General features: G+C 36.9%; 17 protein-coding genes and 1 riboswitch. Of the genes, 9 read left to right on the top strand and 8 right to left on the bottom strand.

Going from position 1 to position 21,794, the window contains the following annotated elements:
• Positions 1 to 58: 58 nt before the first annotated feature.
• The gene (locus OQX64_RS15090; protein ID WP_265819374.1) at positions 59 to 1,294 is read left to right on the top strand and encodes a dicarboxylate/amino acid:cation symporter; all 1,236 of its coding nucleotides are present in this window, start codon (positions 59 to 61) and stop codon (positions 1,292 to 1,294) included.
• Positions 1,295 to 1,393: 99 nt separating this feature from the next.
• Positions 1,394 to 2,434 carry a thiamine-phosphate kinase gene (thiL, locus tag OQX64_RS15095; protein WP_088301278.1) on the top strand — a complete coding sequence of 347 codons (1,041 nt, stop codon included), beginning with the start codon at positions 1,394 to 1,396 and terminating at the stop codon, positions 2,432 to 2,434.
• Between the two features lie 136 nt (positions 2,435 to 2,570).
• Here the strand turns inward: thiL and rmuC are convergent, their stop codons facing one another.
• The gene (gene rmuC / locus OQX64_RS15100; RefSeq protein WP_265819375.1) at positions 2,571 to 3,941 is read right to left on the bottom strand and encodes a DNA recombination protein RmuC; all 1,371 of its coding nucleotides are present in this window, start codon (positions 3,939 to 3,941) and stop codon (positions 2,571 to 2,573) included.
• 155 nt (positions 3,942 to 4,096) lie between these two features.
• Between rmuC and purU the strand changes: the two genes are divergently transcribed.
• Both purU and OQX64_RS15110 read left to right on the top strand, forming a co-directional pair.
• On the top strand, positions 4,097 to 4,936 hold the full coding sequence (gene purU / locus OQX64_RS15105) for a formyltetrahydrofolate deformylase (RefSeq protein WP_265819376.1): 840 nt from the start codon (positions 4,097 to 4,099) through the stop codon (positions 4,934 to 4,936).
• Positions 4,937 to 5,444: 508 nt separating this feature from the next.
• Positions 5,445 to 6,140, top strand: coding sequence for a zinc metallopeptidase (locus OQX64_RS15110; protein WP_265819377.1), 696 nt, complete (start codon positions 5,445 to 5,447; stop codon positions 6,138 to 6,140).
• Positions 6,141 to 6,270: 130 nt separating this feature from the next.
• Here the strand turns inward: OQX64_RS15110 and apaG are convergent, their stop codons facing one another.
• Together apaG and dusB are read right to left on the bottom strand one after the other, a co-directional pair.
• The gene (gene apaG / locus OQX64_RS15115) at positions 6,271 to 6,657 is read right to left on the bottom strand and encodes a Co2+/Mg2+ efflux protein ApaG (protein WP_088301275.1); all 387 of its coding nucleotides are present in this window, start codon (positions 6,655 to 6,657) and stop codon (positions 6,271 to 6,273) included.
• A gap of 35 nt (positions 6,658 to 6,692) precedes the next feature.
• A complete protein-coding gene (gene dusB, locus OQX64_RS15120) occupies positions 6,693 to 7,700 on the bottom strand; it encodes a tRNA dihydrouridine synthase DusB (RefSeq protein WP_088301274.1) in 1,008 nt (335 codons plus the stop codon).
• A 43-nt stretch (positions 7,701 to 7,743) separates the two neighbouring features.
• Between dusB and OQX64_RS15125 the strand changes: the two genes are divergently transcribed.
• From OQX64_RS15125 to OQX64_RS15135, 3 genes are read left to right on the top strand one after another with little or no spacing between them, the layout of a single operon-like run.
• Positions 7,744 to 8,670, top strand: a complete 927-nt coding sequence (locus OQX64_RS15125) for a CPBP family intramembrane glutamic endopeptidase (protein ID WP_265819378.1) — start codon at positions 7,744 to 7,746, stop codon at positions 8,668 to 8,670.
• Complete coding sequence (locus OQX64_RS15130) at positions 8,651 to 8,857, top strand: putative signal transducing protein (protein ID WP_088301272.1); 207 nt, start codon at positions 8,651 to 8,653, stop codon at positions 8,855 to 8,857. The genes OQX64_RS15125 and OQX64_RS15130 overlap by 20 nt, the downstream gene beginning before the upstream one ends.
• Positions 8,858 to 8,902: 45 nt before the next feature.
• The gene (locus OQX64_RS15135; protein WP_088301271.1) at positions 8,903 to 9,712 is read left to right on the top strand and encodes a phosphatidate cytidylyltransferase; all 810 of its coding nucleotides are present in this window, start codon (positions 8,903 to 8,905) and stop codon (positions 9,710 to 9,712) included.
• An 89-nt stretch (positions 9,713 to 9,801) separates the two neighbouring features.
• On the opposite strand, the gene OQX64_RS15140 is transcribed toward OQX64_RS15135, so the two are convergent.
• Both OQX64_RS15140 and metE read right to left on the bottom strand, forming a co-directional pair.
• Positions 9,802 to 10,188, bottom strand: a complete 387-nt coding sequence (locus OQX64_RS15140; RefSeq protein ID WP_265819379.1) for an acyl-CoA thioesterase — start codon at positions 10,186 to 10,188, stop codon at positions 9,802 to 9,804.
• Positions 10,189 to 10,320: 132 nt separating this feature from the next.
• The gene (metE, locus tag OQX64_RS15145; protein ID WP_265819380.1) at positions 10,321 to 12,651 is read right to left on the bottom strand and encodes a 5-methyltetrahydropteroyltriglutamate--homocysteine S-methyltransferase; all 2,331 of its coding nucleotides are present in this window, start codon (positions 12,649 to 12,651) and stop codon (positions 10,321 to 10,323) included.
• 199 nt (positions 12,652 to 12,850) lie between these two features.
• Positions 12,851 to 13,055: riboswitch (cobalamin riboswitch) on the bottom strand.
• A 218-nt stretch (positions 13,056 to 13,273) separates the two neighbouring features.
• Here metE and OQX64_RS15150 point away from each other — a divergent pair.
• Positions 13,274 to 15,955, top strand: a complete 2,682-nt coding sequence (locus OQX64_RS15150) for a M14 metallopeptidase family protein (RefSeq protein ID WP_265819381.1) — start codon at positions 13,274 to 13,276, stop codon at positions 15,953 to 15,955.
• A 91-nt stretch (positions 15,956 to 16,046) separates the two neighbouring features.
• Entirely contained in the window at positions 16,047 to 16,763 is a 717-nt protein-coding gene (locus OQX64_RS15155) for a DsbA family oxidoreductase (protein WP_088301268.1), read from the top strand.
• Positions 16,764 to 16,925: 162 nt separating this feature from the next.
• Here the strand turns inward: OQX64_RS15155 and OQX64_RS15160 are convergent, their stop codons facing one another.
• The 3 genes from OQX64_RS15160 to mfd all read right to left on the bottom strand — a co-directional run bounded on the left by OQX64_RS15160 (position 16,926) and on the right by mfd (position 21,709).
• Entirely contained in the window at positions 16,926 to 17,144 is a 219-nt protein-coding gene (locus OQX64_RS15160) for a DUF3820 family protein (protein WP_131538210.1), read from the bottom strand.
• On the bottom strand, positions 17,144 to 18,280 hold the full coding sequence (locus tag OQX64_RS15165) for an ATP-binding protein (protein WP_265819382.1): 1,137 nt from the start codon (positions 18,278 to 18,280) through the stop codon (positions 17,144 to 17,146). Before OQX64_RS15165 ends, OQX64_RS15160 begins: the two co-directional genes overlap by 1 nt.
• 90 nt (positions 18,281 to 18,370) lie before the next feature.
• Positions 18,371 to 21,709: a transcription-repair coupling factor gene (mfd, locus tag OQX64_RS15170; protein ID WP_088301266.1), complete on the bottom strand. Its 3,339-nt coding sequence runs from the start codon at positions 21,707 to 21,709 to the stop codon at positions 18,371 to 18,373.
• Positions 21,710 to 21,794: the final 85 nt, after the last annotated feature.

A 21,794-nucleotide genomic window follows, 5' to 3' on the forward strand; every position in this document is an offset into this window, starting at 1 on the left:
AAACACGGATGAAATTGATTTGATTCATTCTGTGCTTCCGCTGTTAAAAGGAGTATCAATGAAAATAAACAACATTATTAAAAATTATTCTGACTTATTATGGCTTTTGGCGGGGATTACCGTTGGAAGCATAGTTGGTTTAATTTTTGGGAAAGGTGTTGAAAGCATAAAACCTTTAGGTGACATATTTCTGAACCTGTTGTTTACAGCGGTAATTCCACTGGTATTTTTTGCCGTATCATCAGCGATAGCAAATATCGACCGAAGTAAAAAACTAGGAAAATTACTCATTATTATGGTGTTGGTTTTCTTATCTACCATCTTAATTTCTGCGGTGTTGACACTGATAGCGACCAGAATTTTTCCTATAAATCAGGCTTTTGGAAATAACCCAATTCCAATAGAAACGGAGAAAATTCAATCTTTTGGTGAACAAATGACCCAGCTGCTAACCGTTGGCGAATTTTTCGAGATCGGAAGCCGGAAAAATATGCTGGCACTGATTATTTTTTCAGTTTTAGTTGGATTTTCTACCCTTTATTCTGGTAAAGAAGGTGATGGATTTAAATTTTTTTTAGTATCAGGTAATGAGGTAATGAAAAAACTGATCATCCTCATTATGAAATTAGGGCCGGTTGGTTTAGGTGCTTATTTTGCTTACCAGGTTGGTGTCTTCGGACCTCAGCTGTTTGGTACTTATGCCAAAGCTTTGGGCTTATATTATGGTGTTGGTACTTTTTATTTCATTGTATTTTTTACTTTATATGCTTTTATAGCCGGGGGTTTTAAAGCCATAAAAATATTCTGGAAAAATAATATTGTACCCTCATTAACCTCAATTGGTACCTGCAGCAGCATTGCCACCATCCCGGCAAATTTAAAAGGCTCACTTGGAATGGGCGTTCCGGCTTATATTGCCAATGTGACGATTCCACTGGGATCAACTTTACATAAAGATGGTTCCAGTATCAGTTCAATTATAAAAATAGCGGTTGTTTTTGCTATTTTTGGTAAAGATCTGGTTCATGTTGATACCATTATTATGGCATTGGGCATTACTGTTTTAGTCAGTATTGTAGAAGGTGGAATTCCAAATGGCGGCTATATTGGTGAGCTATTAATGATTTCTGCTTATCAATTGCCACCTGAAGCACTTCCTCCTGCTATGATTATTGGTACTTTAGTAGATCCTATGGCCACTTTATTAAATGCTACCGGAGATAATGTTGCCGCTATGTTAATTGCCCGGTTTACTGAAGGAAAGAACTGGATGGAGCATAAGCAAATAACTTAACAATTGTCATCCTGAGCTTGTTGAAGGAATTTTATAAAAACCCGGGGCTTGGCTCTGTTAATCATCATTTTAAAATTAAAGATTTTTAGGTAAAAAAATATGTTTGAAAATAAAGAACGCACAGATATAAATGAATTAGGTGAATTTGGTTTAATTAAACACCTGACTACAAATTTTAAAATTAGAAATGATTATTCGGTAAAAGGTGTTGGTGATGATGCTGCTGTATTAGATGCAAAAGGGAAACAAACTTTAGTTTCTACCGATTTACTTTTAGAGGGAATTCATTTTGATTTAGCTTATGTGCCTTTGATGCATTTAGGTTATAAAGCTGTTCAGGTAAACCTGAGTGATATTTATGCCATGAATGGTAAAGCCAGTCAGATTACAGTTTCACTGGGATTATCGAGCAAATTTCCATTGGAAGCCGTAGAGGAAATTTATAAAGGAATTGAGCTGGCCTGCAATAAGTTTAATATTGATTTAATTGGTGGAGATACTTCTTCAAGTAAACAAGGATTGGTTATTAGCATTACCAGTATAGGCTATGCTGATGCGGATAAAGTGACTTACAGAAACGGTGCGCAGGAAAATGACTTGCTATGTGTTTCTGGTGATTTAGGCGGAGCTTATGTAGGACTTCAAATACTGGAAAGAGAAAAATTGATTTACCTGGAGAATCCTCAAATTCAACCTGATCTGGAAGGGAAAGATTATATCATTGAAAGACAACTGAAACCTGAAGCCAGGATGGATATTGTTGCACTTTTGGAAGATATGAATATTAAACCCACTTCAATGATTGATATATCAGATGGTTTAGCTTCTGAAATTTTGCATTTGGCTACAGAAAGTGATAAGGGAATTACGATATATGAAGATAAAATTCCGCTAGATCCAATGACTTATGAGACAGCCCGCGAATTAGGTATTGATCCAACGGTTTGTGCGCTAAGTGGCGGTGAAGATTATGAATTGCTGTTTACGATTAGTCAGGAAGATTATAAAAAATTAAAGCATGATGTTGATATCACTGTAATTGGCCACGTAACAGATAAAAATTCAGGATGTAAAATGGTTTCTAAATCGAACAATGTTCACGAGCTGAAAGCGCAGGGCTGGAATGCTTTTAATAAGTAGAAAAAACGGTTGTCATTGTTTAAGATGAATAACGAAGCAATCTTTTAAAGTGTCTTTCACATGAAAGATTGCTTCATCCCCTTAATACAAAATTCTGGCCTTTGTTTGCGATCACGCTACCCGATTAGGTAATTTTTTATTCCTCCTCCAAGTACCTAATATCAATCTGCTTAGTTGCCTTTGCACCTAATTTCTTAATTTTTTCAGAAGTGTTTGTCAGATTTCCTGAACCCACAGAAAGTTTATTAAGTGCCTTTTCGTAAGCATCCTGCCCATTTTTAATGTGTTTACCAATGTTTTCCATGTCAGCAATAAAGCCTACAAACTTATCATACATGGCGCCGCTTAAACGGGCAATTTCCATCACATTTCGGTTCTGTCTTTCCTGCTTCCAGATACTGGCAATGGTGCGTAAAGTAGCCAGTAAAGTAGAAGGGCTTACAATAACCACCCGTCTATCCCAGGCAAAATTAAATAATTCGGCATCTTTTTGAACGGCAATACTAAAAGATGATTCAATCGGAACAAAGAGCAAAACAAAGTCAGGTGAATTAATTTGATACAAATCCTGATAGTTTTTAGAAGATAATTCCTGAATGTGATTCTTAATAGAGCCCAGGTGTGCTTTTACATAGCCTTCACGCGCTTCATCCGTCTCAGCAGATACAGAACGCTCATAAGCTATCAGGCTAACCTTAGCATCAATAATAAGGTGTTTATTATCGGGAAGGTCAATTACCACATCAGGTTGGTATCGGCCTCCTTCAGCAGAAGTATGCGAAGCCTGAATACGGTATTCCTGATCACGAACTAAACCCGAACGTTCCAATATCCTTTCCAAAATAACTTCACCCCAGTTTCCTTGCTTTTTATTATCACCTTTAAGGGCCTTGGTTAAGTTATTGGCATCTTCCTGAATCATTTTACTTTGAATCTGCAATTCTGATATTACACCTTTCAGAATGTTTCTTTCGTCAGATTCCGCTTTATACACCTTTTCCACTTTATCTTCAAAGGCCTTGATATTTTCTTTTAGTGGATTAAGAATTAAATCTAAATTGATTTTATTTTGCTCTACAAACCGGGTTGATTTCTCTTCCATAATTTTATTGGCAATGAGTTCAAAATCCTTATTAAGTTTCTGCTGAGATTGTTCATAGCTTGCCTTTTGCTCTACCAGTTTTTCTTTTTCTGCAATGTAAAAAGACCGGGTACTTTCCAGTTCTCTATTGGCATCAGCCAGGCGATCGCGTTCACTTTGCAATTCATCAATTAATCGCTGTTGCTCCATTTTCAATAAATTTGTGATGTGTTCCTTTTCGGAACTGGTATTGGAAACCCGCTCCTCTGCTTTTGCCAGACTAATTTTCAATGACTCATTCTCCGCTTTTATTTTCTCATAATCATCAGTAGAGATTAATGATAAAGATGATTTGGAGTTTTTAAAGAAAAGGGCAACCATTACGATTAAGATAATGAGTAGAAGGGCAATTGAAGCGTATTCCATAATGATAAAAATTTTAGTAAAAATGAATATTTTATATTTATTTACCAAAATAATTTGCTAAACAAGATCTCTTATCATCTGTTAAAAAGGATTAAGAAACATATTTATTAAGAATCTGCTTTCAAATTTCTTAATATTGAATATTAATTATTAAGATGAACAAATTAACAGTACTTATTTCTTGTCCCGATCAGGTAGGTTTAGTAACCAACATTACCCGTGTATTGGCATCACATCATCTTAACATTGTTGCCATGCGTGAATTTGTGGATGAGGCAAATAAAGCATTTTTTACACGTATTGCGTGTACAGGAAATTTTGAAGAGACAGTAAAATTAAAAGAAAAGCTACTGGAAAACCTGCCCAATGATGCTGAAGTGAATTTAATTACGGAGCAGGAAAAACAGGTAGCCGTTTTAGTCACTAAAGAATATCATTGCTTATCTGAAATTCTGATTAAAAATCAATTTAAAACATTGGGTGCGAATGTTCAATGCGTGATTGGTAATTATGAAACACTTCGAAACTTTACAGAAAAGCTGGGTATTCCTTATTTCTATGTATCGCATGAAAATAAAGATAAAAAACAATTTGAATCAGAGATAAAGGAAATTATCAATCAATTTGATATTGATTATCTGGTTCTTGCAAAATTTATGCGTATTCTTTCTGCTGATTTTGTAAAAGATCATGCGGGTAAGATTATCAATATTCATCATTCATTTTTGCCTGCATTTATTGGTGCAAATCCATATCGGCAAGCGTTTGAACGTGGTGTGAAAATAATAGGTGCAACAGCTCATTTTGTTACGGATAATCTGGATGAAGGGCCCATTATTACGCAGCACACTACACATGTAGACCATAACTTTGGTGTAAAGGAAATGATTCGGGCAGGAAAAGAAATAGAAAAAAAGGTACTTCTTGAAGCATTAGAATTAATTTTTGAAAACCGGGTATTTGTTAGCGGAAATAAAACAGTCGTTTTCAAATAACTTCATTTAATCATAGCGCTATGTAGATTAAACTTTGCTTACATCGGGCAGGATATAGATTTTTGATGTTCAATTTTTGATACAGGTAATTTCGACGGCTTAATTCTGTTAACACTGAATAATCATCACTTAAAAGTAAATATGAACATACTGTATCTCTCTCGTAGTTTAGCTTATTGAAAAAGCTTTTTTAAAATATTTTCCTGAAGGGTATATTAACTATATTCTCAATTATTTTAATTGAATAAATGTGCTTTTATATTCAGGAGAGCTATGTTTTAGTCACTAGCATGGAATAAAATTTACAATTTTCTAAAATATCAATGGTTGAGATTCATTGTTTCAAATCGCATCAGGAAGACTTTAATAAAATCATATCTGATTTAAAAATGAAATATTTTTCGGGTTATTAAAAGCATGCTTGATAAGCTATGTATTTAGTATTTATCGCATTAAATAAATGGGGAACGCTTTTTGATATACAGTTAAATGAAAAACATACAAAAAAATGGGAGTTTATTTAATATTAATCATCCCGGTATTATTGCTGAGCATGTTTGTACAATGGCGATTTAGAAATAAATTTTCTCAGTATGCCGAAATGCAAATCAGCTCTGGTTTATCGGGCAAGGAGGTAGCAGAAAGAATGCTGCATGATAATGGAATTTACGATGTGAAAGTGATGAGCACCGAAGGACAATTAACCGATCATTATAATCCATCAGATAGAACCGTAAATCTTAGTACAGATGTATATTACAGCCGGAGTGTTGCCGCGGCCGCGGTAGCCGCACATGAATGCGGACATGCGGTACAACATGCCAAATCTTACTCCTGGCTTAACTTAAGAAGTACTATGGTACCTTTGGTTAGCATTTCATCTAATCTGTTGCAATGGGTTTTATTAATTGGTGTTATGCTATTGGTTGTTAATGTTACACCAATTGTTTTGGCCATTGGTGTTTTAGGACTGGCCTTGGTTACAGTATTCAGTATTATAACCCTTCCGGTAGAGTTTGATGCCAGTAACCGTGCATTGGCCTGGTTAAAAAATAATCAGGGTGTTATGCAAACGCAGGAAGAAAACAGGCAGGCTAAAGATGCATTGTGGTGGGCAGCCATGACTTATGTAGTGGCAGCAGTTGGTGCCTTAGCCAACCTTCTTTATTATGCGTCCATGTTATTTGGAAGAAGCAGGGATTAAAATATCAGATTATAAAAGTACATACGGTCGGGAATCAATTCCGGCCGTTTTTGTTTAATGATCTGAACCAAAGGGAACAGCCTTAACGTTTCTATAAAAAATAATGATATTTTATCTGTAGAAAATTGAATTAATTCAATTTGTAAGGGGCAACCAACTGGAATTCAGGAATATTCACTTCAAACTCTGAACCATCTACATCTCGTTTCATCAGATAGGCACCCTTCATGCTACCCATATCTGTTTTTAAATTACATCCTGAAACATATACGTGGGTATTCCCTGGCTGAATCACAGGCTGTAAACCTACAACGCCCTCGCCTTCCACTTCTCTTCGGCTACTATTAGAATCAAAAATAAACCATTGTCGACGTAATAATTGAACGGCATAATCAGAAAGATTGGCGATTTCTACCCGATAAGCAAACATAAAATGTTCATTAGCCGGATTGGAATATTCTGGCTGGTAAATCGTTTCTACTGAAACTTTAACTCCATCTGTAATTGCTGTAACCATGGTAATATACGAATGTATAAAAAACTTTTCAAAAATCAGGCCAGTACTTTAGTGGCATCATAACTGGCAAATTTTTCTGCCACTTCTTCCAAAATGCTATAAATGTTTTGAATATCAGGTTCTGCCACTAAACGCATGCGGTAAGGTTTAAAGTCAGGCAAACCTTTAAAATAATTAGCATAATGCCTGCGCATTTCAAAAATTCCGGTTTTAGGACCTTTCCATTCCAAAGATTTATCCAGATGTGTTCTGCATACTTCAATTCTTTCCTCAATGGTAGGGCCAGGTAAATGTTCTCCGGTTTTAAAAAAGTGCTTTACCTCTCTGAAAATCCATGGATAACCAATGGCAGCTCTGCCAATCATAATGCCATCTACCTCATATTCCATACGCCAGTTAGCGGCCTTTTCAGGGCTATCCACATCACCATTACCAAAAATCGGAATTTTAATTCTGGGATTACGCTTAATTTCCCGGATTAATGACCAGTCTGCTTCGCCCTTGTAAAGCTGTGCTCTTGTTCTTCCATGAATGGTTAAAGCTTGAATACCAACGTCCTGAAGTCGCTCAGCCACTTCATAAACATTTTTACTGTCATCATCCCAACCTAAGCGGGTTTTCACAGTAACTGGTAAATGTGAAGCCTTAACAACAGCTTCTGTCATTTTAACCATTTTATCAATATCCCGAAGCAAGCTCGATCCGGCGCCTTTGCAAACCACATTTTTAACCGGGCAACCATAGTTAATATCGACCAGATCTGGTCCTGCAGCCGACGCAATTTCCGAAGCTTCACGCATGTGGTCAATGTCACCTCCAAAAATCTGGATACCTATTGGCCTTTCATACTCAAAAATGTCTAATTTCTGCCTGCTTTTTGCCGCATCACGAATTAAGCCTTCAGAAGAAATAAATTCAGTGTACATTAAATCCGCACCATTCTTTTTACATACATAACGAAATGGTGGATCGCTCACATCCTCCATCGGGGCAAGCAATAATGGGAATTCACCTAAATCTATATTTCCTATCTTAACAGACATTTTCTATCTTCAACGATTAATAATACATACAAAAGTACAAATAATGAATTTTGTAACACCTAATAAGGAAGAAATCAATCCCTTTTTACAATTACTTTTACTTCTATTTTACGGAATTGCTGGCGGACTTGTTTTTGCATTAATTGGATTAGTGATTGCCTTCTTAATGTATGGTGCAACCTTGATTAGTAATGTAGATGCACTTTTAGCGGGTGAACCGTCATATCTGAATGGGTTGAAAGTCATGCAAATTTTTTCCTCAATAGGAACCTTTATTGTGCCAGGAATAGCCCTGGCCCTCACGGAGAAACAAAAAGTAGCTAAATTTTATGGACTTGGTAAACCGAAATTTCCGCTGATTATTTTGGTTTTCCTGATTATGATCGCCAGTATGCCATTAATGGAATGGACAGCAATCTGGAACCAAAAGATGATCTTGCCTGAATTTTTAAAAGGAATTGAGCAATGGATGAAGGAGAAAGAAGATGCTGCGATGGGGATTACAATTAAACTTCTCACCGTAAGGAACAATTTCGATTTTGTAGTTAATTTAATCATGATTGCAGTTCTGCCTGCTATCGGTGAAGAACTGATGTTTCGAGGAGGTGTGCAAAGATCACTAAACAGGGCTTTTAATAATCCGCACACTGCAATCTGGTTATCAGCCATTATTTTCAGTGCCATACATGTTCAGTTTTACGGCTTTATCCCACGGATGCTTTTAGGCGCAGGCTTTGGTTATTTATACTATTTTAGTGGTAGCCTTTGGTATGCTATGCTGGCGCATTTCATTAATAATGCATATGCTGTTTGCACTGCATTTTATATGCAAAAGCATAATATGCCACTGGATAAAGCAGATGAACCTATTGGATTTCCGTGGTATGCTTACTTAATTAGTGCAATAATTACCATAGCTTTGTTTAACTTTTTTAAAAATAAAGCAGAACGTGAGCGAAAACTGGATTAAAGTTTATACAACTTCCGATGCATTTGCAGCAGAGGTATTAAAACAAGGATTAACTGAGGCTGGTATTCCGGCGGTTACGATAAATAAGCAATTATCTGCCTACCATTTAGGTGAAATCCATGTGTTGGTGAGTAAGGACGATTTTAACAAGGCCATTGAATACATCGTTGAAAACGAAATTGAATAATAGTAATAAGACCTTAAGTTCTACACCTTTTACCCACTATCACAAATGAAAACAAGGGCAATAACCGCTTTCTTTTTTACTATTGTAATGTTAGGCTCCATCTTTTTAGGAAGTTATGCCTTCACCATATTTTATTTAGTATTAAGTATTTTATCTCTTTTTGAGTTTTATAAGCTAATTAAAAATTCAGGAATCCGGCCTCACCGTAATATTGGTTTAATTGCCGGAGCATTGATATTTTTGATGGCTGCTGGTTTGCATTATCTAAAATATGATGTTAAATATCTTCTGCTTTGTATTCCATTAGTTTTTTCTGTCTTTATCACAGAACTTTACAAGAAGAACAAAATTCCATTCGCCAATATCTCCTATACATTTGTAGGGTTTGTATATGTAACCATTCCTTTCTGTTTTTTCCACGCTTTAGGGTTTTTAAAAAACTGGAGTGAATACAATTTTCATTTTCCGCTGGCTTTTTTATTGATGCTTTGGGCTAATGATACGGGTGCCTATCTTTTTGGTGTAAAATATGGTAAGCGCAAATTATTTGAACGTCATTCTCCAAAGAAGAGTTGGGAAGGTTTTTTTGGCGGAATGTTTACCAGCGTTTTGGTAGCGTATGGTTTGTCATTTTTATTTACCGAAAATCCATCATGGGTTTGGGCTGGAATGGCCATATTAATAGCCAGCTTTGGCACACTCGGAGACCTGGTAGAATCTATGCTGAAGAGAAGTCTAGATACTAAAGATAGTGGTGGATTATTGCCCGGCCATGGCGGCTTGCTAGATCGTTTTGATGGGTTATTATTAGCCGCACCAGTGGTTTATGCTTATTTGTACCTGATTTTGTATTAAACCATTTGGATTTTATATAGTATAAACCATATAAGAAAAATATAAGGTTAATGGGTTTTACTATAGCACTTATATGGTAAAATAAAGCTTTATTTAATCACCTGAACTGGTTTTTTGTGTTCATCAATCGCTACAAAGGTAAAATCGCCATGTACGGCCAACTCTCTTCCTTCTGCATACATTTGCTCAATGTAAATTTCTACATTCACCTTTAAACTGGTATTGCCTACATGATTTACTTTTCCTACCAATTCAATAATGGTTCCTGCCGGAATTGGTTTCTTAAAGTCGATTCTGTCGCTGCTTACGGTTACCATTATTTGCCTGCTGAATCTTGTAGCCGTGATAAATGCCACTTCGTCCATTAAATGCATGGCGGTACCACCAAAAAGGGTATCATAATGGTTTGTTGTATTTGGAAAAACGGCTTTAAAAATACTGGTTTTTGAATTTTCGATTCTTTCTTCTAAGGTCATGGGTTAAATATAAAGGGTGTAGAAAGCTTTGACAACTTTCTTTCTTAAAAAGTTGTCAAAGTAAGGTTTTATTTTAGATAAAACGATCGTGTTTCTTTGCCTGATCGACCACACGGGCATGGTAAAAATGAATTAGTTTTGTGCGGCTGTGCTTAAAACATCTTCAGTTTTACGCATTTCTTTAGCGGCTTCCACCATTTCGATCAGGGCTTTTTTGGTTTCAACCCATCCACGGGTTTTTAATCCGCAATCTGGATTTACCCAAAGCTGATCTCCAGGAATAACAGCCTTCGCTTTTTTAAGTAAATGAACCATTTCTTCCCTTTTAGGTACGCGTGGAGAGTGAATATCATAAACTCCTGGGCCAATTTCATTCGGATATTTAAAGGTGGCAAAAGCATCTAAAAGCTCCATTTGGGATCTCGAAGTTTCAATAGTAATTACATCAGCATCCATATCTGCTATGTTTTGAATAATATCGTTAAATTCAGAGTAACACATGTGTGTATGAATTTGTGTTTCATCCTTAACACCGCTTGCAGAAATTTTAAAGGCATTTACAGCCCAGTTCAAATAAGTCTGCCAGTCTTTCTTCCTTAAAGGTAAACCTTCCCTGATAGCGGGCTCGTCAATCTGAATAATTTTAATTCCCGCATTTTCCAGGTCGACAACCTCATCCCTGATGGCCAATGCAATTTGCGTACAGGTTTCTGACCGTGGCTGATCATTACGCACAAAGGACCATTGTAAAATAGTTACTGGTCCGGTTAACATCCCTTTCATGTATTTGGATGTTAAAGATTGTGCATACGATGTCCATTTCACTGTCATAGGCTTCGGGCGTGAAATATCACCATATATGATGGGCGGTTTTACGCAACGGGAGCCATAGCTTTGTACCCAGCCATTTTTCGAAAAGGCAAAACCTTCCAGCTGCTCGCCAAAATATTCAACCATATCATTGCGTTCAAATTCACCATGTACCAGAACATCAAGGTCTATTTCCTCCTGCCATTTTACTGCCTTTGCAGTTTCTTCGGCTATAAGTGTATTGTATTCATCTTCCGTAAAAGTTCCATTTTTAAACTTAGCCCTCCAGCTTCTTACTTCTGCTGTTTGCGGAAATGAACCAATTGTTGTTGTAGAATACTTTGGTAAATTAAGTTGTTGCTGCTTAATTTTTCTCAGAGAAAAATGACTTTTACGTTCTGAATCTTCAGCCTTTAAATTGGCTACGCGTTCTTTTACTATAGGATTGTGGATAGAGGTAGATGTTTTTCTGTTGTTTAAAGCCTTTTTGTTTTCCTCTAGTTTTTGCAGGGTAGATGCAGGGCCTTCGTTCAAGATCAGCTTTTTCAGGGTTACAATTTCGGTTACTTTCTGTTTAGCAAAAGCCAGCCATTGTTTTACCTCAGCAGTCAGATTTTCTTCATTGGTTTCGTTTTCTAAGTTAACAGGCGAATGGATTAAAGAGCAAGATGGTGCAATCCAAACACGTTCTGTACCTAGTTTTTCTACAGCCTGATTAATCGTAGCGATGGAATGTTCGAAATCATTTTTCCAGATGTTTCTACCATCTACAACACCTAAAGAAAGGATGGTATTTTCTTTAAGTTGAGGCAATACATCAGCCAATTGATTTTCAGCCCTTACCAAATCTATGTGTAAAACATTTACCGGAAGTGATGTGGTTAACGCCAGGTTATTACCAAGACCTTCAAAGTATGTTGCAAGAACCAGCTTGATTCTTGGAAAGGCTTTCCGAATTTCCTTATAGGCATATTCATATGCTTTCTGTTCCTTTTCTGATAAATCTAAAGCCAGAAAAGGTTCATCAAATTGAATATATTCAACATCCAAAGCATCCAAACGGGCTAAAATTTCCAGATAAACAGGAAGCAGGTTTTTAATTAAATCAATCTTTTCGAAACCACTTTCTTTTTCTTTACCCAACAAAAGGTAAGTAACCGGGCCAATTAAAACCGGTTTTGTGATGATCCCCAGTTGCTTGGCCTCATAAAATTCATCAATTATTTTGGTGGAGAAAAGTTTGAAAGGTTGTTCTTTATGAAATTCAGGAACAATATAATGGTAGTTGGTGTCGAACCATTTGGTCATTTCCATAGCAACCACATCCAGCCCATCTTTCTGATAGCCCCTGGCCATGGCGAAATAGAGATCCAGCTCAGTGTTTCCCTTTTTTAAAATCAGTTCGTTATACCTTTTCGGAATGGCACCAAAAGTTAACGAATGATCCAGCACATGATCATAGAAAGAGAAATCATTCGAAGGAATGAGGTTAATTCCGGTTTCCTGCTGAAGTTTCCAGTTCTCGTGGCGGATATTTTTTCCCACCTGAAGTACATTTTTGTAGCCCGTTTTACCTGCCCAGTAATTTTCGCAGATTTTCTTTAATTCGCGGTAGCTACCAATTCGCGGATAGCCTAGATTTTGCGTTAGCATTTCTTTTAAAGATTAAGTAAATAAATCGTTTAAAAGCCCTCAAGCAATATTCTATAATGATTTCTGTAAAAAATGAAAAGGAAAGGCAGGGGCATATAAAACCCACTCATCAGCCAAAAGCTTAAAGCAAATTTTAATAAAATGGTTAATTTTATTGTGAACCTATCAGACCTGACCTGTTGCTTTTTTACGCGAAAGCACCGTCAATTTGATATCTGGCAGGTCTCCTGACTTATTCCCGGTTTTATCGCCTTCCCATCCCGAAAAACAGAACAGTGGCATTATTGATAAAACCGTTGTCTTTATTTTAAAAGACAGAATTTACAGTTGCGCGACAGCTCGTGATTTGCACACGATTCCCTTTTAATCTACAGCTAAGTAAAACCAATATCGGTTGATGAAAAATAAAGTTAAGAACTTACATCAATACAAATGTATTTATTAACACGCAGTAATTGTAACAGGAAACAAATTTTATTCTGTTTTCAAAATATAAAAGTCAAAAAAACTTAGCTATTTTTTGGTAAAAGATGTCGTGTAACAAATTTACGGCACTCTGTTTTTACATTCTTTTCGCTATTATATTTGAGCATCCAACAAACCAACCTCAACTATGATTAAAATGCAATTTAGAAAGCTATTCCTGGCTTTTCTAATCGTAAACGGCAGTGCTTTTGCGCAGGAAGTACCTTCTCCAAAATCACATTTTGGCTTTGATATCGGCGATAATTACCAGTTGGCTACCTATACGCAAACCGAGGCTTACTTTAAAAAATTAGCCGAAACATCTAAGCGTGTGAAACTGGTTGATATTGGCAAAACTGAAGAGGGAAGAAATCAGTATATGCTGATTGTTTCTTCACCTGAAAATCTTCAAAAGCTGGATCGTTACAAAGAAATTTCGCAACAGCTTGCCCATGCAGAAATTACAACTGAGCAGGCAAAAGTACTATCTCAGGAAGGAAAGGCAGTGGTTTGGATTGATGGTGGTTTACATGCAACTGAAACCGTTGGTGCACATCAGTTGATTCAAACTGCTTATGAATTTGCTTCTAAAACGGATCCTGAAACCATTAAAATTCTTGAAAATGTAATTATTTTATTTACCCATGCCAATCCTGATGGGCAGGAATTGGTGAGTAACTGGTACATGCGTGAAAAAGATCCTGCAAAGAGAGTGTTATCCGGTTTACCTGTTCTTTATGAAAAATATGCCGGGCACGATAATAACCGGGATTTTTTTATGCTGAATTTAAAGGAAAGTCAGAATATCGGGCGACAACTTTTTGTGGAATGGATCCCTCAGATTATGTATAATCATCATCAGGCAGGCCCTGCCGGAACTGTTGTCGCTGGGCCACCCTATCGCGATCCTTTCAACTATGTTTTCGATGCCACACTCTTAACCAGTTTAGATGCGGTTGGGGCGGCCATGCATACCAGATTAAATGTAGAAGGAAAGCCTGGTTATACACAACGTGGAGGTTCAGTGTTTTCAACCTGGTATAATGGTGGGTTGAGGACAACCACTTATTTTCATAATATGGTTGGTTTACTGACGGAGATTGTTGGTAGCCCGACACCATCAGAAATCCCATTAGTACCTTCCAGGTTATTGCCAAACAGTGATTCACCTAATCCGGTTACTCCCCGGAAATGGTTTTTTAAAAACTCCATTGACTATTCTGTTTCTCTAAATTACGCTGTATTAAATTATGCGCAGCGACATGCAGACGAATTGCTTTTTAATATTTATCAAATGGGCAGAAATTCAATTGAAAAAGGTAAGAGGGATACCTGGTCTTTTTCACCTAAAAAGATTGAAGCCATTAATGCGGCAGCAAAAAAAGGCGGATCGAATACTGCAGATGGCGGTGATTATGATTTCGGCTCCAGACAAATGATGAGTGTAAAATATTTTGATACCGTGATGAAGGCACCGGCAAACAGAGATGCAAGAGGTTATATCCTATCTGCTGATCAGGCTGATTTTAATACGGCGATCAAATTTTTGAATGCGCTGATAAGAACAGGAATTATTGTGCACAAAGCAACTGCTCCATTTACTGTTGCCGGGAAAAAATATCCTACCGGGAGTTATGTGGTTAAAACTGACCAGGCTTTTAGGCCACATGTATTAGATATGTTTGAGCCACAAGATCACCCGAATGATTTCAAATATGAAGGTGGTGCCCCTATACCACCCTATGATGCTGCCGGATGGACATTGGCTTATTTAATGGACGTAAAATTCGACCGTATCCAGGATGATTTTAGCGGACCATTTGAAAAAAATCCATATGGTAAGTTACTGGTTCCTGAAAATAAGCTCACTGGAAAAAGTTATATATTAAGTGCTGCACAAAATGATTCTTATACCGCTGTTAATGATCTATTGAAAAATAAAATAGAGGTTTACCGTTCGAAGGAAAACGGAGATTTTTATGTTTCTTCTGCCGGAAAATCTGTTTTGGAAAAGGCGAATGTGAAATTAAAATCTGCGACCATTCCAAAAGATAAAACGAAAATTTCTGCTTCAAGAATTGCCTTATGGGATAATTATGGTGGATCAATGGCATCCGGTTGGATGCGTTTTATTATGGAGCAGTATCATTACCATGCTACCGTTATTTATCCGCAGGATATTGATGCAGGAAGTTTAAAATCTAAATATGATGTAATTATTTTCGTTGGTGGCGCAATTCCGGCACTACAGGGTGGTGGCTTCGGCTCAAGAGCTTTCGGGCCTAAAGCAGAAGATATTCCTTTGGCATACAGAAATCGTTTAGGTAGGATTACCGCAGATAAATCTATACCTCAATTAAAGCAATTTTTAGAAGACGGGGGCAATATTGTAACCATTGGCAGCAGTACAAATCTGGCTTATCATTTAAACTTACCAGTTCGCAACGCCATAATGGAGATTGTAAATGGCGAAGAAAAGAAACTCCCGGCAGAGAAATATTATGTACCTGGAAGTGTTCTACAAGTTGAATTAGATACCAAACAACCCGCTAACTGGGGAATGGAAAATGATGCTGATGTGTATTTTGATAATAGTCCGGTTTTTAAATTAACCGGAGATGCCATTACCGCAGGAAAAATCAAACCGTTGATGTGGTTTAAATCTGCTGCACCTTTGCGCAGCGGTTGGGCCTGGGGTCAGGCTTATTTGCAGGATGGTGTAACAGCTTTCGAAGCTAATGTTGGCAAAGGAAAGTTACTGGCTTTTGGTCCGGAAATAGCCTTTAGGGCACAAACCCATGGAACCTTTAAATTGATTTTTAATCAGTTGTATAAATAGAAAATTGATTGAGCAGATTGGTATCCTTTATATTGTGGCCTTTTTACTTTCTGCTTACTAAGCATTCTTATAAAGTAGTTATTTTTATTTCATGAAAGTAGAAATCTGGTCGGATGTAATGTGTCCGTTTTGCTATATTGGTAAGCGTCATTTTGAGCAGGCCATAGAAAAATTGCCTTTTAAAAATGAGATCACGGTAGATTGGAAAAGTTATCAGCTAAATCCTGAATATCACAATACAAACAATGAAACGGTGTACGATTACCTTTCTAGAAGTAAAGGAATGCCGATTGAACAGGCAAAGCAAATGACGAAACAAGTTGCTGATATGGCTGCAAATGCAGGTTTAAAACTCGATTTTGATGCAAATATTCCGGCTAATACTTTTAATGCACACAGACTAATTCATTTGGCCGCCAAACACGGTTTGCAAGATCAGGCTGAAGAAAAATTGTTTGAAGCTCATTTTATAAATAGTCAGAACATTGATGATTTATCAGTTTTGATAGATCTTGCTGAGGAAATAGGTTTAGAAAAGGCCGAGGTAGAAGAGGTTTTAAAAGGAGATCAATTTAGCGAAGCTGTTCGTTATGATATTTATGAAAGCCAGAATTTAGGCATTCGTGGTGTTCCTTATTTTGTGATGGATAGAAAATATGGGATTTCCGGAGCACAACCTGTGGAAGCTTTTACTGATGCACTTACCCAAAGTTTTACAGAATGGAAAGCCACTCAGCCTAAAACTACGCTTACTTCATTAAATAAAAATGATGATGCCATTTGCGATGAAAATGGATGTGAAATATAGGTTTGTTTCCCGCAGATTACACTGATCAATGTAGATTTTTCTGCGTAAATCATTTTGATCTGCGGGAATATTATGAACCTCTTCATGTTGAATTTACTTCAGCATCTATTAATAAATTAGATTACGCTCAGGATGATGATTGATTAAGTAATTACGCTTAATTTACCGCTGCTGATTTTTCAAAGGCGTTAACAGATATTCCAAGCCATTCACCCGTATTTCGAACATGGTAGCCATTAAATCGCCTAATTTGCCTTTAGGAAAGCCTTTGTCTTTATACCAGAGCAGGTAGCTTTCGGGGATATTGCAGATTAGATAGCCTTTATACTTGCCATAAGGCATTTGCATTTTGACTAAATCGAGTAATAAGGTAGGATCCATTAAAGTATAAAATCTAAATAGTTTTCTTTGTTAATGATAGAAAATGAGGCGTGTGGATAGTTTTTAGCAAAAAAACCAGGTATTTTCTTTTTTTGATTACTCCATTTAAAGTCTACTGCCACCATCTCTCCATTTTTAGTTTCAATTAAATCAATTTCCTGCTGGTCATATGTTCTCCAGAAATAATACTGAGCACCCTGTTGTTCGTAGTTGGTTTTTTTAATCCGTTCACTAAACCCATAGTTTTCCCATAAAATACCCTGATCATTCCGAAGTGATAATAATCTAAAATCATTGATAATTGCATTCCGGATACCGTTATCATAAAAATACCATTTCGAAGATTTGGTAACCTCTTTACGGAGGTTGTTGCTATATCCGCCAATTTTATAAATAATAAATACCTTCGAAAGCAAATCAAGATAACGGTCAACAGTATTTTTGCTGATTCCTAATGATCTGGAAAGTTCATCTATTGAAACCTCCGAACCAATTTGCAGGGCAATAAGCTTTAACAGATCAAATAGTTTGCTACTATTTTGAATGTTTTCATAGATCAAAATATCCTTTAACAAATATGATTTCACTAATTCTGTTAGGTATTGAGATTTTTCTGCCAACGTTTCCAATTGAAATATTTCAGGATATGAACCAAAAATCAACCGCTCTTCCAGATTTTGAGCAGTTTGTAAGCCATTTTCACCTGGTGCTAATTCTAGTTGCGCAATCGGATACAAATAGTAGGTTATACTTCTGCCTGTAAGCGGTTCACCGGTTTGATTAGAGAGGTCAAATGCTGATGAACCACTCGCTATAATCGTCAAATCTTTAAAGCTGTCAATTAGCAACTTTAAAATTTTGCCAATGTCAGGAATCACCTGTGCTTCATCAATGACCAATAATTTACTATTTCCTAAAATTCTTTTATAGTTAGCTGTAGTTCTGGTAGCAAGTAAGGTTTGAATATCCTGATCCTCTCCGTTTAAAAAAATATATTCAATATTTGCTTCAGCGGTGATTTGTTCAATCAGCCATGTTTTGCCAACCCTTCTTGTTCCGAAAAGTAAAATCACTTTATTCTTTCCTATTTTATGGAGAATTGTTGATTTTAAATATCTGGAAATTTGACCTTGCATAATCCAAATATAGGTAAATTTTGTTAATTCAGTCAGTCGGCTGACTTAATTAACGTTAATTCAGTCAGCCGACTGACTGAATTAACGTTTTTAATCAATAAGTTCTAAAGTTTGAATGGCTTCTTCAACCGTACTTACGTTATCAAATGCAATGCGCAAAGTATTTTTAACTTCTTTCAAGTTGCACATTCTTGGGTGATTCTGAGCGAAAGTTAAAATTCTGGTAAAAGTATTGGAGTCAAAATACTTCGATTGTTTATCACTTAAGAAATACCCTCGCAGGCTATTTTTCTTAAAGCTAATTTTCTCAAAGCCAAGTTTCTTTCCAAACCATTGCAAACGCACCACACTTAACATGGTTTTTACCTGTGGCGGAACCGGACCAAAACGATCGGCTAAATGTTTTTCAAAAATGGCCAGTTCCGTTTCGTTGCTTAATTTAGAAAGCTCTGTATACAGGTTGTAGCGTTCGGTAATATTGGTGATATAGGCATCGGGGATATATAGCTCCAAATCTGTATCTACCTGCGTAAAGCCTACAAATGGCCGTTCTGGCTCATTCTCAAACAAACCTTTAAATTCTGCTTCTTTCAGTTCCTGAATAGCTTCATCTAAAATTTTATGGTACATTTCAAAACCAATTTCGGCGATAAAACCACTTTGTTCAGCCCCTAGTAAGTTTCCGCTACCGCGAATATCCAAATCGCGCATGGCAACATTAAATCCACTCCCCAGGTCAGAAAATTCTTCAATTGCGCTTAAGCGTTTTCTGGCTTCAGAAGTTAAGGTAGAAAGCGGTGGTGACAATAAGTAGCAGAAAGCCTTTTTATTGCTCCTGCCTACACGTCCACGCATCTGGTGTAAATCGCTCAGGCCAAACATGTGTGCATGATTGATGATGATGGTATTGGCATTCGGAATGTCCAACCCTGCCTCAATAATTGTGGTTGCAACCAAAACATCTTTTTCACCATTGATAAAATCAAGCATTACATCTTCCAGCGCATCGCCATCTAATTTTCCATGGGCAATACCAATTCTGGCTTTTGGTACAAGTTTTTGAATCATTCCGCCCAGTTGCATTAAATCATTTACACGATTGTGAATGAAGAAAACCTGTCCGCCGCGGTCTAATTCAAACTGAACAGCTTCCTGAATCAATTTATCATTAAAAACATGAAGCTCGGTACTTACCGGTTGGCGGTTTGGCGGTGGCGTGCTGATGATGGATAAATCCCTAGCGCCCATTAATGAAAAGTGTAGTGTTCTTGGAATTGGTGTAGCAGTTAGCGTTAAAGTATCTACATTTACACGAACGGCTTTTAAACGCTCTTTCGCAGTTACGCCAAATTTCTGTTCTTCATCAATAATCATGATGCCCAGGTCTTTGAACTTCACATCCTTACTCAGTAAACGATGGGTACCAATCAGAATATCAACCTTGCCGGCTGCGGCTTCTGCCAGTGTATCTTTGATCTGTTTATTGGTCTTAAAACGGTTAATATAATCTACCGTAACCGGAAAATCCTTCAACCTTGAAGAGAAAGTTTTAAAATGTTGCAACGCTAAAATAGTGGTAGGAACTAGAATAGCAGCCTGTTTCCCTTCTGCAACTGCTTTAAATGCTGCACGCACGGCAATTTCTGTTTTTCCAAAACCCACATCACCACAAACTAAACGATCCATCGGATGTGGTGCTTCCATATCCTTTTTCACATCCTGGGTAGCTTTGAGCTGATCGGGCGTATCTTCATAAATAAATGAAGCCTCTAGTTCAGTTTGTAAATAACCATCGGGAGAGAAAGCGGTTCCGGCCTGTGTTTTTCGCAATGCATAAAGCTTAATCAGATCGCGGGCAATGTCTTTAACTTTTTTTTTTGTGGTTTTTTTGAGCTTGTCCCAAGCGTCAGTACCGAGTTTATTCATTTTTGGTACACCACTCTCCTTTCCGCTGTATTTGGCAATACGGTTGAGTGAGTTAATGTTCACATAAAGCAAATCATTATCGGCATAGATTAAACGAATCATTTCCTGCGTTTTGCCATTTACTTCCACCTTTTCTAATCCGGCATATTTTCCAATACCATGATCAATATGGGTAACATAATCACCAGATTTTAACTCGCGTAAATCTTTAAGTGTAATGGCCTGACTTTTCTGATAACCCTTTTTAAGCTTGTATTTATAGTAACGGTCAAAAATCTGATGATCGGTATAAAAAGCCGTTTGAATTTGAGGATCAACAAAGCCTTCGCGCAACATGCTGTTAATCGGTGTGAATTTAGCTGATTTATCTATGTCATCCAAAATGGCATATAAACGTTCAATTTGTTTCGGAGAATCAGTAAAAATAAAATTGACAATCCCTTCTTTTTCATTTTCTTTGAGGTTATGAATCAGTAAGTTAAAATCTTTATTAAATGATGGCTGCGGTTTGGTTTCAAACTCAAACCGATCGTCTGTTTTATAAAAAAACTGCTTCCCAAATTCCACTAAAGGAAAGTCATGCAAATGATCGCCCAAAAGTTTTTCATCACTGAAAGCAAATTTTGGATCAATCCATTCGGGATTCTGATTTTTATCTGCCAGTGGAAGTGCCTTCCAAAGTTCTACGGCTTTTTTATAACCGGCTTTTACAATATCTAGGGTAAACTCTACATCTTTAAGCCAAAGCTGTGTATCCCGATCGATATAATCGAGGATGCTGATGTTACTTTCGGTTAAGAATTTAGCTTGTACATTTGGAACAATGGTAAGCGATTTAACACTATTTACCGAAAGCTGACTTTCAATTTCAAAGCTGCGGATACTTTCTACCTCATCGCCAAAAAACTCAATCCGGAAAGGTAAATCTGAAGAAAAAGAAAAGATATCTACAATACCACCACGGATAGAGAATTGCCCGGGCTCATAAACAAAATCACGCCTGTCGAAATCATAATCGATTAAAAATTCATTAATAAAATCAATGCCCAGTTTAGCACCGAGGCTAATTTCCAATGTGTTTTTCTCTAACGCAGAGCGATCAATTACCTTTTCGGCGATGGCTTCTGGATAGGAAACCACAATTTTTCCATACTCCGAATCGTGGTTAAGTTCATTTAGTACTTCCGCACGAGCCAATACATTGGCGGTATCTACCTGGGTAAAATCAAAAGATTTACGGTATGATGAAGGAAATAATAAAACCTGTTTATCCAAAACGCTCTCCAGGTCAGATTGAAAATAAGCTGCCTCCTCCCTATCCGGAAGAATAAAAAGTATGGGTTTATGAAGTAAAAAGTAAGAAGAAAGTGCTACAATGGCGTCGGCAGAACCTACCAATCCCTTTAATTGTATCTTCGGGCTTTTAGTACTATTTAACGCTTTGGTAAACGCTGTTACCCGATCGTCGGTTTTATATCTGTTTATTAAATCACGAATGTTCAAGGCACAAAAATAAGCTTAATCTTTAATATTAACCCGCAATTTTGTTAAAGGTTTTTTAAGTTTGTACAAGTTTGTTCGGGTGCAG

Origin of the sequence: Pedobacter sp. GR22-10, from assembly GCF_026239715.1 — a bacterium.
GTDB lineage: Bacteria > Bacteroidota > Bacteroidia > Sphingobacteriales > Sphingobacteriaceae > Pedobacter.